The 15,091-nt window shown below is 39.9% G+C and carries 14 protein-coding genes; 2 read left to right on the forward strand and 12 right to left on the reverse strand.

Annotated elements, in window-relative coordinates:
• Positions 1-33: 33 nt before the first annotated feature.
• Genes DV740_RS04145 through DV740_RS04155 form a run of 3 tightly spaced genes read right to left on the reverse strand, consistent with a single transcriptional unit; the run spans position 34 to position 4,768 of the window.
• Positions 34-1,887: an ABC transporter ATP-binding protein gene (locus DV740_RS04145; RefSeq protein WP_022243240.1), complete on the reverse strand. Its 1,854-nt coding sequence runs from the start codon at positions 1,885-1,887 to the stop codon at positions 34-36.
• Position 1,888: 1 nt separating this feature from the next.
• On the reverse strand, positions 1,889-4,207 hold the full coding sequence (locus DV740_RS04150) for an ABC transporter ATP-binding protein (protein ID WP_118087502.1): 2,319 nt from the start codon (positions 4,205-4,207) through the stop codon (positions 1,889-1,891).
• Positions 4,208-4,249: 42 nt separating this feature from the next.
• Positions 4,250-4,768 carry a MarR family winged helix-turn-helix transcriptional regulator gene (locus tag DV740_RS04155; protein WP_158561509.1) on the reverse strand — a complete coding sequence of 173 codons (519 nt, stop codon included), beginning with the start codon at positions 4,766-4,768 and terminating at the stop codon, positions 4,250-4,252.
• Between the two features lie 204 nt (positions 4,769-4,972).
• Here DV740_RS04155 and DV740_RS04160 point away from each other — a divergent pair, with 204 nt between their 5' ends.
• Positions 4,973-6,004, forward strand: coding sequence for a 3-deoxy-7-phosphoheptulonate synthase (locus tag DV740_RS04160; RefSeq protein WP_118087504.1), 1,032 nt, complete (start codon positions 4,973-4,975; stop codon positions 6,002-6,004).
• 156 nt (positions 6,005-6,160) lie between these two features.
• Here the strand turns inward: DV740_RS04160 and xerD are convergent, their stop codons facing one another.
• The 7 genes from xerD to DV740_RS04195 form a co-directional block, all read right to left on the reverse strand.
• Positions 6,161-7,045, reverse strand: a complete 885-nt coding sequence (gene xerD, locus DV740_RS04165) for a site-specific tyrosine recombinase XerD (protein WP_117698728.1) — start codon at positions 7,043-7,045, stop codon at positions 6,161-6,163.
• A 201-nt stretch (positions 7,046-7,246) separates the two neighbouring features.
• Positions 7,247-7,822 (reverse strand): stage II sporulation protein M, encoded by a 576-nt coding sequence (locus DV740_RS04170; RefSeq protein WP_117698727.1) that lies wholly within the window; start codon positions 7,820-7,822, stop codon positions 7,247-7,249.
• Positions 7,823-7,844: 22 nt separating this feature from the next.
• On the reverse strand, positions 7,845-8,414 hold the full coding sequence (locus DV740_RS04175; protein WP_118087505.1) for an NUDIX hydrolase: 570 nt from the start codon (positions 8,412-8,414) through the stop codon (positions 7,845-7,847).
• A gap of 144 nt (positions 8,415-8,558) precedes the next feature.
• Positions 8,559-10,079 carry a ribonuclease Y gene (rny, locus tag DV740_RS04180; protein ID WP_416390266.1) on the reverse strand — a complete coding sequence of 507 codons (1,521 nt, stop codon included), beginning with the start codon at positions 10,077-10,079 and terminating at the stop codon, positions 8,559-8,561.
• A 126-nt stretch (positions 10,080-10,205) separates the two neighbouring features.
• Positions 10,206-10,823 carry a regulatory protein RecX gene (locus DV740_RS04185; protein WP_117698725.1) on the reverse strand — a complete coding sequence of 206 codons (618 nt, stop codon included), beginning with the start codon at positions 10,821-10,823 and terminating at the stop codon, positions 10,206-10,208.
• Complete coding sequence (gene recA / locus DV740_RS04190) at positions 10,823-11,911, reverse strand: recombinase RecA (protein ID WP_117698724.1); 1,089 nt, start codon at positions 11,909-11,911, stop codon at positions 10,823-10,825. Before recA ends, DV740_RS04185 begins: the two co-directional genes overlap by 1 nt.
• A gap of 299 nt (positions 11,912-12,210) precedes the next feature.
• A complete protein-coding gene (locus DV740_RS04195; protein WP_117698723.1) occupies positions 12,211-12,417 on the reverse strand; it encodes a helix-turn-helix transcriptional regulator in 207 nt (68 codons plus the stop codon).
• A gap of 184 nt (positions 12,418-12,601) precedes the next feature.
• Between DV740_RS04195 and DV740_RS04200 the strand changes: the two genes are divergently transcribed.
• Complete coding sequence (locus DV740_RS04200) at positions 12,602-12,958, forward strand: helix-turn-helix domain-containing protein (protein WP_118087506.1); 357 nt, start codon at positions 12,602-12,604, stop codon at positions 12,956-12,958.
• Between the two features lie 139 nt (positions 12,959-13,097).
• On the opposite strand, the gene trxA is transcribed toward DV740_RS04200, so the two are convergent.
• Both trxA and DV740_RS04210 read right to left on the reverse strand, forming a co-directional pair.
• Positions 13,098-13,409, reverse strand: a complete 312-nt coding sequence (trxA, locus tag DV740_RS04205; RefSeq protein WP_022243252.1) for a thioredoxin — start codon at positions 13,407-13,409, stop codon at positions 13,098-13,100.
• A gap of 84 nt (positions 13,410-13,493) precedes the next feature.
• On the reverse strand, positions 13,494-15,083 hold the full coding sequence (locus DV740_RS04210) for a peptide chain release factor 3 (RefSeq protein WP_117698721.1): 1,590 nt from the start codon (positions 15,081-15,083) through the stop codon (positions 13,494-13,496).
• Positions 15,084-15,091: the final 8 nt, after the last annotated feature.

A 15,091-nucleotide genomic window follows, 5' to 3' on the forward strand; every position in this document is an offset into this window, starting at 1 on the left:
AACACATCTATATAAAAAAATCAAAGGTTTTATTTAAGAAGCTTCTTCAAACTGGGAATTATAAAGCTGTGCATAGAAACCATTCTTCTGTAACAGTTCTTCATGATTTCCCTGTTCAATAATATCACCATCTTTCATAACAAGAATCAGATCAGCATCACGAATGGTAGACAGACGATGGGCAATAATAAAACTTGTTCTTCCTTTCATCAGGTTATCCATAGCCTTCTGGATTCTGTGCTCTGTTCTGGTATCAACAGAAGAAGTTGCTTCATCTAAAATCAATACCCGGTTGTCTGCTAAAATGGCACGGGCTATGGTAAGCAACTGTTTCTGTCCCTGGGATACATTGCTGGCGTCCTCATTTAATTCCATATTATAACCACCCGGCAGTGTCTGGATGAAATGATGGGCATGGGCTGCTTTTGCTGCTGCAATAACTTCTTCGTCCGTGGCATCCAGTCTTCCGTAACGGATATTTTCCATAATAGTACCTTTAAATAACCAGGTATCCTGAAGTACCATGCCGAAGGCATCTCTTAGCTCCCGGCGGTTATAGTTTCTGATATCGTTACCATCTAATCTGATGCTTCCACTGTTGACATCATAAAAACGCATCAGCAGCTTCACCATGGTAGTCTTACCGGCTCCGGTTGGTCCTACAATGGCAATCTTCTGTCCCGGTTCTACCTTTGCTGAGAAATCATTAATGATAATCTGATCCGGATTGTATCCGAAATGCACATGGGAGAATTCTACTTCTCCACGAACATCCTTTAATTCCACTGCATTTTCTGTGGTCTGGTCTTCTTCCTCTTCACCTAAGAATTCAAAAACACGTTCCGAAGCTGCGGTCATGGACTGTACCTGGTTAATGACCTGTGCAATCTGCTGGATTGGCTGGGTGAAGCTCTTTACATACTGGATAAATGCCTGAATATCACCAATTCCGATTGTTCCGTTAATTGCAAGCATTCCACCGGAAATTGCCACGCCTGCATAGCCAAGGTTACCGACAAATACCATAACCGGCTGCATCATTCCGGATAAAAACTGGGATTTCCAGGCAGACTCATATAATACATGGTTTGTATCATTAAACCGTTTTATGGTTTCCTTTTCTTTATTAAATGCCTGGATAACTAAATGTCCGGAATAAGTCTCTTCCACCTGTCCATTAATATGTCCCAAGTACTCCTGCTGGGTACGGAAATATTTCTGTGAAAATTTTGCAATTGCCGAAACCATCAACGCTGAAATCGGAAGAATTACTAATGCAATCAGTGTCATCAGTGGTGAAATAGAAAGCATCATCACAAGCACTCCGATAATGGTTGCCACGCTGGTAATAATCTGTGTCACACTCTGGTTTAAGCTCTGTCCCAAAGTATCCACATCATTGGTAATACGGGAAAGAACTTCCCCATAAGTTCTGCTTTCAAAATATTTCATCGGCATACGGTTGATTTTTTCAGAAATCTCTTTACGCATACGATAGCAGATTTTCTGTGTGATTCCAGTCATAATAAACCCCTGAAAAAAGCTGAATACCGCACTGATAATATATAAGCCAAGAGTAAATAATAATATCTTTCCAATCAGTGTAAAATCAATTCCGCCGGTTCCTGCTACTTTATTCATCAGACCGTCTGCCAATGCCGTAGTAGCTTTACCCATTACCTTTGGTCCTAATACAGAAAATACGGTAGAACAGATTGCAAGTATCATAACTGCAACAATTCCAATTTTATATTTTCCAATATAAGAAAGAAGTTTCCGGAAAGAGCCCTTAAAATCTTTTGCTTTTTCACCCGGCATCATTCCACCGCCCATTGGTCCTCTCGGACCTCTACGACGTGGTGCACGATAACTTTGCTCATTACTCATGTTATTTTTCCTCCTTTCCCTCTTCTAATCCCAATTCCTTTGCGGATAACTGTGACTGTGCAATCTGCTGATATACTTCACAATCCCGTAATAATTCTTCATGAGTACCTTTTCCGACAATCTTACCTTCATCCAATACAAGAATCTGGTCGGCATGTAAAATGGTACTGATTCGCTGTGCCACGATAATTACACTGCTTTCTTTTGTTTTTGACTCCAATGCTTTACGCAGTGCCGCATCGGTCTTCATATCAAGTGCAGAGAAACTGTCATCAAAGATATAAACATTCGGATTCTTTGCGATTGCTCTGGCGATGGATAATCTCTGTTTCTGTCCACCGGAAACATTCGTTCCACCCTGTGCAATCCCGCTGTCATATTTTTCCGGCTTTTCATTAATAAATTCTGTTGCCTGTGCAATCTCTGCAGCCTCTGTCATTTCTGCTTCCGTAGCTTCCGGTCTGCCAAATTTCAGATTGGATGCAATGGTTCCTGAAAATAGAATTCCCTTCTGTGGTACGAATCCGATTTCATCTCTTAATTCAGCTAAGCTTAAATTCCGGATATCCACACCATCTAAGGTAATCTTACCGGCTGTTACATCATAGAATCTCGGAATCAGATTAACCAGCGTTGACTTTCCACAGCCGGTACTTCCGATAATCGCTGTTGTCTTTCCCGGTTCTGCTGTAAAATCAATATCTTCCAATACATCTTCATCTGCACCCGGATAACGGAAGTTTACATGATGGAATTCCACTTTTCCGGTATGTTTTTCAATTGTTTCTTTTTCTGCCTTTTCTATAATAGAAGAATTTGTAGTAATAACTTCATCAATCCGGTCTGCTGCAACACCGGCACGCGGCAGCATAATAGACATCATGGTAAGCATCAGGAATGCCATAACAATCTGCATGGTATAAGTAATAAATGCGGTCATTGCTCCTACCTGAAGCTGTCCGGCATCAATACGATGTGCCGATACCCAGACAATCAGTATGGTTACTCCATACATAATAAACATCATGCCCGGCATCATAAAAGTCATGACACGGTTGGTAAATAACTGTGTTCTGGTAAGATTCCGGTTTGCTTCATCAAACCGCTCTTCTTCCTTTTTTTCTCTTCCAAAAGCACGGATTACGGAAAGTCCCGTAAGAATCTCTCTGGATACTAAGTTCAGGGCATCCACTAACTTCTGCATTATTTTGAACTTCGGAAGTGTAATGGACATCAACACCATAACCAGTCCGGAAATTACCAGTACTGCCATTACGATAATCCATTCCATATGTGCTCCGGTCTTTAATACTTTATAAATTCCACCAATTCCGATGATTGGTGCATATAAAAGCATTCGAAGCATAATTGCTGTTACAAACTGAATCTGCTGAATATCATTGGTGCTTCTTGTAATTAAGGAAGCGGTAGAGAATTTATCCATCTCAGTATTGGAAAAGCCTACTACCTTACCAAAGATTTTCTCTCTTAAGTCTCTTCCGACTCCTGCGCCGACTCTGGATGCAAGATATCCGACTACCACTGCAACTGCCAGCATGAGTAATGACATAGCTGCCATCTTTCCACCCTCTGACCAGAGATAATTCTTCTGGATATGCTCCACATCAAGTCCTGCCTTTTCGTCACAGGATGCTGCATATGCTGTTCCCATGGCATGTAAGGTACTGCTTCCCACAGAATCTATCATATTTTCCATATATTCTCTGGACTGTGCTATACCATCCTGCGTCATTGCACCGCTTGCAATCAGCTGCTTCATCATCGGACGCATATCCACATAAGTTACCATTTCGCCATCATCATTTTCCGCTTCATATGTGGTCAGTTCCATCTGCATCATCTGTCCGATTTCTTCAATGGACATCTCATCTAAGCTTTCTTTGGTAATCTGGTTCTGCGGATTCTGTTCCAATGCTTCCGCAATCGTATTCTTAAAATCCGTTTCACTCATATTTGCCATACGGTAAGTCAGTACGATTGGTGTCAGTAGTTCATCATCCAATGTTTCTAATGTCTCTTTATCCGCAGTACATACATAAGTATCATCCTTTTTTTCATAGACCGCTTCAAAAGTATCCTTTTCATCCTCTGTCATAAAAAGTTCTGCCAGCTGATATTCTTCCTCCGGCATCTTTTCCGGCAAAATATGTTTGATTCCCTTATTCTGGATTCCTACATCGATGATATCGGATGTATATTGTGGCAACGACAAATCGCAATAAGCCTGCACTCCAAGGAGGAGAAATATTACCACGATGATATGCCAGTACGGGAGCATATTTTTAAATAGTTTCCGCATCTTTCCTGTTCCTTCCTTTTCTATATTATTTATAAAATATTTCTATTTTAATTGCTGTTTCAACTGTCTTCTCTTTTCAATCTCAAGCTCTGCTGTCTGCTCTAATTTATTCAGATAGCCAATCAGCCGGTTCATATCTTCTTCTCCCATTTTCTCCGTAACCGACTTTAATAATTCACTCAAAATCCGGTTGCATTCATTTAAAACCTCTTTTCCTTCCTCAGTTACTCTCACATAAACATTCCGCCGGTCACCCTCACACACCATACGTTCGACATAATTTTTCTCTTCCAGGGAACGAAGTGTCCGGGACACCGCCGGTGCTGCCACACGCATATAACGTGCCACTTCCGATACCGTAACCTTTGCATCTATCGATTTGCTATCCGGCTCTTTGGCATCTGCTGTTTTGGCAGCCATCTCTTTTTCTTTGCGGCAATGCTCGATGGTCTTTAAGGTTCCCATTTCCACGGATGAGACCCCCGGCAGAATTGATGAGATTTTCAAACGATGAAAACGATTAAATATGGAAAATATTTCATTTCCACAACCCTGCATCATTTTCACCTCCCTTTCTTTACATTTTATATTTTCTATTTGTTTAACATTGTTAACTATTAACATGTGAAAACAATAATAGCACCATGATTAAAATAGGTCAATTAAAAAAGTATAAAATTATTATTAAATCATATCATTGACAGTTAAAAACGAATCTTATAATATAAAAAAAGCAAGTTTTTTTTACTAAAGGAGACTAAAAATATGAGTTTTAATTTTTTAAACCAATTACCAAGTCCGGAAGAAATCAAAAAAGAGTATCCTCTTCCGGAGAAACTGGCACAGATAAAAAAAGAACGGGATGCTGCAATTCGTAAAGTCTTAACCGGCGAAGATGACCGTTTCTTAGTTATCATCGGACCTTGTTCCGCTGACAGCGAAGAACCTGTCTGCGACTACGTCAGCCGCCTGACCAAAATTGCAGAAGATGTCAAAGACCGTCTGATTATTATCCCTCGTGTCTACACCAATAAGCCAAGAACAACCGGCGAAGGCTATAAAGGTATTGCTACCCAGCCTGACCCTGAGAAAGCTCCTGATATGGTTGCCGGACTGATTGCAATGCGTAAACTGCACATCCGTACCATTGAAGAAAGTGGTCTGACCCCTGCCGACGAAATGCTTTATCCGGAAAACTGGAGTTACATTGACGACCTGCTCTCCTACGTTGCTATCGGTGCACGTTCTGTAGAAGACCAGCAGCATCGTCTTGTAGTCAGTGGGTTTGATGTTGCATCCGGAATGAAGAACCCGACCAGTGGTGACTTCTCCGTTATGCTCAATTCCGTATATGCTGCCCAGCATCCACATCATTTCGTATATCGCGGATATGAAGTAGAGACTCCTGGTAACGACTTAACTCACGTTGTTCTCCGTGGTGCTGTAAGCAAACATGGTAACAGCACACAGAACTACCACTATGAAGATATTATGCGTCTGATTGAAATGTATAATGAACGTGACCTTAAGAATCCAGCTGCTATCGTAGATGCAAACCACTCTAACTCCAATAAAAAATACTTCGAGCAGATTCGTATCGTCAAAGAAGTGATGCATAACCGCCTGCTCTCCCCTGAAATTCACAAGATGATTAAGGGTGTTATGATTGAAAGCTACATTGAACCGGGCAATCAGAAAATCGGCGAACACATCTATGGTAAATCCATTACTGACCCATGCTTAGGCTGGGAAGATTCCGCTCGTCTTATCTATGACATTGCAGAAATGAATAAATAATAATTTCATCTACAGGAGCTTTTTTTACTTTACAGGAAAGCAATTTCCTGTAAAGTAAAAAAAGGAGGCAGCCATTTTTTAAGAAATGACTGCCCCCTTTTTCTATTTATGCAAGTAGTAAGAAACTCGCAAAGCGTGTTTCCCGTAGTTTCTTCTTTATCCTCTCGGATGTGCCTTGGCATATACTTCACGGATTCTGCTCTGTTTCATCTGTGCATAGATTTGCGTGGTAGAAATATCTGCATGTCCTAACATTTCCTGAACCGCTTTCAAATCTGCCCCATTGCTTACCAGATGAGCTGCAAAAGAATGACGCAGCATATGCGGTGTTATTTCTGTCTCAATTCCGGCTTTCTTTCCATAGGCTTTAATTAATTTCCAGAAACCCTGACGGCTCATTTCTTTGCCGGAACAGTTGGTGAAAAGATATTCACTGCCCTCTTCACTGACAAGATATGATCTTCCCTCTTCCAGATAATGCTGCAGAGCCTCTTTTGCTACTTCTCCAAAGGGAATAATTCTTTCTTTATGAGCATCTTTGCAGGTAATATATTCCAGTTTCAAATTCATATCGCTTAACTTCAAAGAAATCAATTCAGAGACACGGATTCCCGTCGCATAAAGCAATTCTAACATCGCATGGTCCCTTAATTCCTTCGGTGTATTTCCGTTTGGCTGGTCTAAAAGCCGGCTGGTTTCTTCCATAGAAAGAATAACCGGAGCTTTCTTCTCTATCTTGGGTGCCTTTAATCCATCCGTCACATTTTGGTTTACATAATTCCGTACCACAAGATACTGAAAAAAGGCTTTCATGGATGCAAGTCCTCTGGAAATCGTTGCCGGTTTCTTTCCTTCCTGCTCCTGCTTTTCCATATATATTTTTAAGTGTTCCTGTCTGACATCCTCAACAGAAAGCACACCTTCAGAATACAGAAATTCCTTCATTTTGCGCAAATCCGTCTCATAAGAAACCGCTGTATTTTTCGATATTTTCTTTACTTCCTGAAGATACTTCATAAAAGCATCTATTTCCTGTGTCATAACTGTAACCACCTAACTCTTTTTCTCTTATGCCCTTCTATTCTTTTCCAAAAGGCAAGTACAATCCCTATTATAATGATTCTAATTTGGAAAAGCAATTCATATTTTCGCCTGTTTTTTGCTGATTTACATAAATCTACCACATGTATCTTATTTCTATTTTTCTACCCACAATATGTTGTAAAAATTTTGTAAAATTTTTTATATTTTTTTCAACACGAAGTGCACCATACCTGGATTCAGATATGCCTCTGTTAAGAATCCGATAAAGAACAATAATAATATAATCCCCCACAAAAGGATCCATTCCCCAAGCTTTCCATGTTCCTTTCCGCACTGGTACTTTTCTTCTAACTTTAATAACAGCAGGTATCCGGACACATAGAAAATAAATTGTGGGCATAACGCAATCATCATAAGCCAGATGGCACCTGCGCCAATATTGCTGATTGCCATCACGCACAGGAAACCAAAAGAAAAGCCGCTCCATATCAGAAATATACTATTCACAACCCGGTACCACGGTGTCATTCCAAAGAAGATTAATGTAAGGACAACCGGCACTCTTGCTGATAGTACATAAATAAAATAATCATGTTTTTCTATCGTAATATATTTTAACTGCTGTATGAAATAATCATTTAATATGCCATATTGTTGCAGACGGCTTCTTCCATACAAATTAGCAGCTATAATGCCAATCACAAAACAGCCTAAAAATAACACCTCTAACAGATGAAGATGCTTTTCTCTTCTTATCCCCGATACTCTTTCCATGTATTCACTTGTCTTAATTTTCTTATTTCATATTATTCCGGTAACGGTAACAATATGCCAAGATACCAGCTACGGTTTTACTGTCCTGGATTATTCCGGCATAAATTTTTTCCAATAATTCTTCCGGGTCATATGCTCTTACTTCAATAAATTCTTCCGGATCAAGATGCTGTTTTCCCGGTTTTAAATCCGTTGCCAGATATACATCAATAAACTCATTACAGAAAGCTACGGTCGTCTTTAAAGAAAGCATCTTTTCGATATGACCGCACTGAAAGCCCGTCTCTTCCTCTAATTCCCGCATGGCACTTATTTTCGTATCCTCTGTCAGGGAATCTCTGCATCCTGCCGGCAATTCAATAGTATAACGGTCTAATGCATTCCGATACTGGCGTACCATTAAGATTCTGCCCTCCGGTGTAACCGGCACAACTGCCGCAGCTCCTTTTCTGTGTTCCACATAATCCCAGTATGCAATATTTCCATCCGGTGTCTCGATGGTGTCTGAATAAACATCCACGATTGCGCCCTGATATTTTAACTCCCTGTTAACTCTTCTGATTCTTTTTTCTTCCTGATGATCCTGTTCCATTGTATTCTCCTTTTTTCTTACAGATTATTCCTCATTACTTGTTTTTTCTCGTAGAGCTTTTTTACTTTGCAGGAAAGCAATTTCCTGTAAAGTAAAAAAATAAGTGTCCAAAAAGCTTTCACTCTTCGGACACTTATTTCCTGCTTATTTTGCGTAATCAACTACACGTGATTCACGAATTACGTTTACCTTAATCTGACCTGGATATTCTAATTCAGATTCAATCTGCTTTGAAATATCACGGGCAAGCAATACCATTTCAGCATCACTTATCTGTTCAGGAACTACCATTACACGAATCTCTCTACCCGCCTGAATTGCAAAAGATTTATCTACACCTTTAAATTCATTTGTAATATCTTCTAACTGCTTTAATCTGTTGGAATATGTTTCCATTGTCTCGCGTCTTGCACCTGGTCTTGCTGCGCTAATTGTATCGGCTGCCTGTACCAGACAAGCAATCAATGACTCTGGCTCTACGTCGCCATGGTGTGCCTCTACCGCATTGATAATAAGCGGAGATTCTTTGTATTTTCTACATAAATCCACACCAATCTGAATATGTGAGCCTTCTACTTCGTGGTCTACTGATTTACCAATATCATGCAGGAGTCCTGCACGTTTTGCCAATCTTACGTCTACACCAACTTCAGCCGCAAGTAAGCCACAAAGCTGTGCTACTTCTATAGAATGCTTTAATGCATTCTGACCATAACTGGTTCTGAATTTCATTCGGCCTAACAATTTCACAAGTTCCGGATGAATGCCATGTACACCTACTTCTAAAGTAGCAGCTTCACCCTCTTCACGAATCATGGTTTCAACTTCTTTTTGCGCTTTCTCTACCATTTCTTCAATTCTAGCCGGATGAATTCGTCCGTCTACAATCAATTTCTCTAATGCAATACGAGCAACTTCTCTTCGTATTGGATCAAATCCGGAAAGGATAACTGCTTCCGGTGTATCATCGATAATTAAATCTACACCAGTCAGCGTCTCTAACGTACGGATATTTCTTCCTTCACGTCCGATAATTCTTCCCTTCATCTCATCATTCGGAAGCTGTACTACAGAGATGGTTGTCTCTGACACATGGTCTGCAGCACATTTCTGAATTGCAGTAACCACATATTCTTTTGCCTTCTTTCCAGCTTCTTCTTTTGCCTGATGCTCCATCTCTTTGATTAATTTTGCAGTATCAAGCTTTACATCTTCTTCAACAGTTTTTAATAGATATTCTTTTGCCTGGTCGGAGGTAAGTCCTGAGATTCTTTCTAGTTCCCGTACACGCTCTTCATGAAGCTTTGTAATTTCAGCTTTCTGTTTGTTCAGCTCTTCTTCTTTTGCTGCAAAACCTGCTTCGCGCTTCTCAATGGCTTCCAGTTTCTTATCCAGATTGGATTCCTTCTGTTCCACTCTGCGCTCGTTTCTCTGAATTTCGTTTCTTCTTTCCTTGATTTCCTTGTCCAATTCGTTCTTCGTACGAATCGACTCTTCTTTAATCTCAAGCAAAGATTCTCTCTTCTTCGTCTCAGCGGTCTTCACAGCTTCATCTATTATCTCACGGGCTTTATCTTCTGCACTGCCAATCTTTGAAGCAGTCTGCTTTTTCTGGTATGCATTTGCAACAAACCAGGTGATAGCACATGTGACAATAAATGTAATTACAACAGCTATAATTACTGCCTGCACAGGAGCACCTCCTTTATTCAATTTTCATTGTTCATATAACATAAATATTCATTCATCTGTCATAAATAACAATAAATAAATTTTATACTTTTTCTAATATTATGTCAAGTAGTCCGGACATTTCATTACACGTAAAATGTCTTCACTTTTATATCCTCTCCGCATCAGATATCCATACTGTTTCTGCATTTCCTTTGCATCCGGCTGCTCCGGATTATAATGTCTCTTTTTTAATATTTCAGCAATTTTTTCTGTATCATTATTTTCATAGATTTCTTCTAAGGCCTGCTCTGTAATTTCTTTGGGAACTCCCTTCTGCATCAGTTCCTGCTGTAGCCGGCGGCGGCTCTTACTGCCCTGTCGGTAACTGATATAATTTCTTGCATAGCGCATGTCATCAATATAATGATATTTCTTCACATACTCTATGGCATCAAGAATCAGTTCTTCCGGATATTCACTCTCAGCCAGTTTCCGGTAAAGCCCCTGTTCTGTCCGGTCCATCTTCTCTAAAAGTGCAAGTGCCCGTTTTTTCACCCGCTTACCTACTACTTCATAAAAGAGTTCCTGATACAGTGCCTCGTCTACGGTCTGCCCTTCCTGTAATCTGTAGCGGTGCACCTCACCTTTATATAATACAAGGTGTGTACCATCATCCATACACACCTTATATTTGTTTTTCTTATATTCTGTTATCCCTGAAACAATTCTGTCCATTACTCTGCATCAAGAACTTCCGGTCCATTTGCAGCTGAAGTCTCTGTTTCTTCTTCACTCTTATCCACTGCATAATGAGCTCTTACTTTTTCTTCGATTTCCTGGCAGACCTGTGGATTCTCTTTCAGATAAGTCTTGGCATTTTCACGACCCTGGCCAATCTTATCTCCATTATATGCATACCATGCACCGGACTTATTTACAATACCAAGTTCAGAAGCCAGATCAAGGATATCTCCTTCTTTTGAAATTCCTTCTCCGAACATAATATCAAATTCAGCCTCTTTAAATGGCGGTGCCACTTTATTCTTCACTACTTTAATACGGGTACGGTTACCGACAATTTCTCCACCCTGTTTTAAGGATTCAATTCGACGTACATCAAGACGTACGGAAGAATAGAATTTCAATGCACGGCCACCGGTTGTTGTCTCCGGATTACCAAACATAACTCCAACCTTTTCACGCAACTGGTTAATAAAGATTACAATACAGTTAGAACGGTTGATTGCTGCAGTCAGCTTACGAAGTGCCTGTGACATTAGTCTTGCCTGTAAGCCCACATGGGAATCTCCCATATCACCATCAATCTCTGCCTTTGGCACCAGTGCTGCAACAGAGTCTACGATTACAATATCTACTGCACCGGATCTGACCATAGTCTCTGTAATCTCAAGTGCCTGTTCTCCGTTATCCGGTTGTGAAATATAAAGATTATCAATATCTACTCCGATATTCTTCGCATATGCCGGGTCTAATGCATGCTCAGCATCAATAAATCCGGCAATTCCTCCACGCTTCTGTACCTCAGCGACTGCATGCAGGGCAACGGTCGTCTTACCACTGGACTCCGGTCCATATATCTCAATAATTCTTCCCTTAGGAAGTCCGCCTAATCCCAAAGCAATATCAAGACTTAATGCTCCTGTCGGAACAGTCTCCACATTCATCCGGTTGCTCTCATCCCCCAGTTTCATAACAGAACCTTTTCCGTACTGTTTCTCAATCTGGGATATAGCAGCATCCAGTGCCTTTAATTTATCTTCTTTACTGCTGTCTCTTCTCGTATCTTTTACATCTCTCGCCATGTCAATTCTCCTTCATGCGAACTTATGTTCGTTTTCTGATATTATAGTAGTATACTTTCTTCCAAATGTCAACTGCATTTTTAGAAAATATTTTTTTCTGTCCCTATACATTCTGTAAAGTGGGTATACCCGGCAGAATAGCCAAATATTTTATAGACTGTAAATATTCTCATGTAAAGAAAAAAGACTTCTTTCTGAAGTCTCTCATGGAAAGGTATCCTTATCTTAACATAATAAGATTCCGGTTACAAATTAATTTTCTATAAACAATGGAAACCTCTGGCAATCGTTCCATCTTTTTAATCATGATATTGATCCATACCAAGAATCAGGAAAATCTGTTCTAAGTACTTCTCACCAGACCGTTCTCCATAAATGATATGATTAATATACTGCGGACTGCACCCAACCGATGTTGCAAGTTCTTCCTGACTCATCTCAAGTTCTACCAGCCTGCGCTTTATTTCTTTCCCCATTGGAGTAATCTGCCGTTTTGTCTTTGCCATAAAAGTCTCCCCTTTTCTTCTTTATCATTTGTGTTTATATAAAAAATGATGTATAATATGAAAATAATTTCACAAATTACATTATAATTCATAAATATGAATTTGTCAATTCATATTTGCGTATTTTATTTTTATTTTTTATTTTCTATACAATATTATTTAATACCTGATAAAGGAGTACACTATGACAATCAGCCAACGTATCTTTGCATTATTACGGGAAAAGAAGCTTTCACAAAAAGAATTATCGGAATACACCGGAATCTCTCCCGCTGCTATCAGCAGCTGGAAATCCAAGGGTACAAATCCTTCTTCTGATAAAATTGTAAAAATAAGTGAATTTTTAGATGTTGATGTATGCTATCTTCTGACCGGTGAATACCAGCCGGCTTCCAACCTTCAGATTGCAGAAGAATCAGAATATCATGCTTTCCCATCCGACCCGGATGAACATTTACTGCTCCAGCTTTTCCATAAACTTTCTCCGATGGACAAAGGACGCATCATCGGTCAGTTAGAGCAGAAACTTGCTGAAAAATAACTTCTATATTTTTTTATATGCAATGATATATTTTTATAGCAATATGAATCAGGCATTTATTACGCATCTATAAAAATTGTATGATAAAATCCGGACAGTATATTAAGATATACCATCCGGATTTTCTTATCAGCTGCAATCATAAAGCTAAAAGCCTTAATACTTCGTCTTTATCCTGCACACCGATGCTCTTTCCCTCAAAAACACCTTTTTTCATTACAACCAGGGTCGGAATACTCATAATCTGATATTTTAAAGCCAGTGCTGCTTCTTCATCCACATTCACTTTTCCAACCTTTACCTGTCCCTCTAATTCATCCGCCAGTTCTTCTACAACCGGAGACATCATTTTACACGGACCGCACCAGTCTGCCCAGAAATCCAAAAGTACCGGTTTATCTGACTTTAATACTTCTTCTTCAAAATTGTCATTTGTAATCTTTACTACCATTTCGTTATCCTCCTTTACTTTTATAGAAAAGCTTCTATTTTTTCTTTTTTAAGTATGTCTCTTCTTAATTTTGTTTATACCCGCTTAATTTTTACCAAATTCCGATAATACCAGACCATCATTCCGGTCAAGAGTCATGCCGACACTCCATGCATTGACAAATAACAGCAATGGATTGCCCTTAAGGTCACGGATTTTCTTCATATCGGAAGTTCCGGTAAGCTTGTCCATATCAATATCTTTATTTTCAATCCAGCGGATATGCTCATATGGAAGCTTCTCCAAGCGGATTTCCACATTGTATTCATTTTCCAGACGGTATTTTAATACATCAAACTGCAGTACACCTACTACGCCTACGATAATCTCTTCCATACCACCCTGATATTCCTGGAAAATCTGGATTGCGCCCTCCTGTGCGATCTGCATGACACCTTTGACGAACTGTTTTCTCTTCATGGTATCTACCTGACGTACCCTTGCAAAATGCTCCGGTGCAAAAGTCGGTATTCCTTCGAATTCGAAGTTGTCTTTCGCAGTGGTTAAAGTATCACCGATTGAAAAGATACCCGGGTCAAAGACTCCGATAATATCTCCGGCATATGCTTCATCTATAATCTTTCTCTCCTGTGCCATCAACTGCTGCGGCTGGGAAAGACGGATTGTTTTTCCACCCTGGATATGTTTTACTTCCATGCCGGCTTCAAACTTTCCGGAACAGATTCGCATAAATGCAATACGGTCACGATGATTCTTATTCATATTTGCCTGAATTTTAAAGACAAAAGCAGAGAAATCGGAACCAAACGGATCAATCAGCCCTTTGTCCGAATTTCTCGGAAGCGGTGATGTAGTCATGGAAAGGAAATGCTTTAAGAAAGTTTCTACACCAAAGTTCGTTAAAGCAGAACCAAAGAATACCGGTGACAGTTCTCCCCTGGACACAAGATCCATATCGAATTCTGCACTTGCACCATCTAACAATTCAATTTCTTCATCCAATTTATCCCGGTATTCCTGCCCGATTTCTGTTGTCAATGCCGGATCATTAATATCAAAATCTTTTTCTTCACCTTCCTTGGTTCCCTTCAAGGTATCAGAGAACAGCATGACTTTTTTCGTATTCCGGTCATAAACTCCCTTAAAATTCTTTCCGGAGCCAATCGGCCAGTTAACCGGACAGGTAGCAATGCCAAGTTCTTTTTCGATTTCATCTAATAAATCAAAGGTATCATTAGCATCACGATCCATTTTATTGATAAATGTAAAAATCGGAATGTGACGCATTACACAGACTTTAAACAGTTTTCTGGTCTGTGCCTCTACACCTTTTGAACCATCGATTACCATAACTGCAGAATCAGCAGCCATCAGGGTACGATAGGTATCTTCCGAGAAGTCCTGATGTCCCGGTGTATCCAGAATATTGATGCAATATCCACCATAATTAAACTGCAATACAGAAGAAGTAACGGAAATACCTCTCTCCTTCTCTATTTCCATCCAGTCGGAAACTGCATGTCTTGCAGTTGCTTTTCCTTTTACAGAACCTGCCAGGTTAATAGCTCCTCCATACAGAAGAAATTTCTCTGTCAGGGTTGTCTTACCGGCATCCGGATGGGAAATAATCGCAAATGTTCTTCGTTTCTCTATCTCTTTTCTAAAATCAGCCAAAATGGGAC

It is taken from the genome of Roseburia sp. AF02-12 (genome assembly GCF_003461765.1).
In the GTDB taxonomy this organism is placed as follows: domain Bacteria; phylum Bacillota; class Clostridia; order Lachnospirales; family Lachnospiraceae; genus Roseburia_C; species Roseburia_C amylophila.

What these genes read in the sequence shown, in the direction of transcription:
- trxA (WP_022243252.1), bottom strand. Translation starts at nt 13,409, where the DNA reads ATGGTAGTAAAGATTACAAATGACAATTTTGAAGAAGAAGTATTAAAG.
- DV740_RS04200 (WP_118087506.1), top strand. Translation starts at nt 12,602, where the DNA reads ATGACAATCAGCCAACGTATCTTTGCATTATTACGGGAAAAGAAGCTT.
- recA (WP_117698724.1), bottom strand. Translation starts at nt 11,911, where the DNA reads ATGGCGAGAGATGTAAAAGATACGAGAAGAGACAGCAGTAAAGAAGAT.
- xerD (WP_117698728.1), bottom strand. Translation starts at nt 7,045, where the DNA reads ATGACACAGGAAATAGATGCTTTTATGAAGTATCTTCAGGAAGTAAAG.
- DV740_RS04195 (WP_117698723.1), bottom strand. Translation starts at nt 12,417, where the DNA reads ATGGCAAAGACAAAACGGCAGATTACTCCAATGGGGAAAGAAATAAAG.
- DV740_RS04185 (WP_117698725.1), bottom strand. Translation starts at nt 10,823, where the DNA reads ATGGACAGAATTGTTTCAGGGATAACAGAATATAAGAAAAACAAATAT.
- DV740_RS04160 (WP_118087504.1), top strand. Translation starts at nt 4,973, where the DNA reads ATGAGTTTTAATTTTTTAAACCAATTACCAAGTCCGGAAGAAATCAAA.
- DV740_RS04170 (WP_117698727.1), bottom strand. Translation starts at nt 7,822, where the DNA reads ATGGAAAGAGTATCGGGGATAAGAAGAGAAAAGCATCTTCATCTGTTA.
- DV740_RS04155 (WP_158561509.1), bottom strand. Translation starts at nt 4,768, where the DNA reads ATGATGCAGGGTTGTGGAAATGAAATATTTTCCATATTTAATCGTTTT.
- DV740_RS04145 (WP_022243240.1), bottom strand. Translation starts at nt 1,887, where the DNA reads ATGAGTAATGAGCAAAGTTATCGTGCACCACGTCGTAGAGGTCCGAGA.
- DV740_RS04150 (WP_118087502.1), bottom strand. Translation starts at nt 4,207, where the DNA reads ATGCGGAAACTATTTAAAAATATGCTCCCGTACTGGCATATCATCGTG.
- DV740_RS04175 (WP_118087505.1), bottom strand. Translation starts at nt 8,414, where the DNA reads ATGGAACAGGATCATCAGGAAGAAAAAAGAATCAGAAGAGTTAACAGG.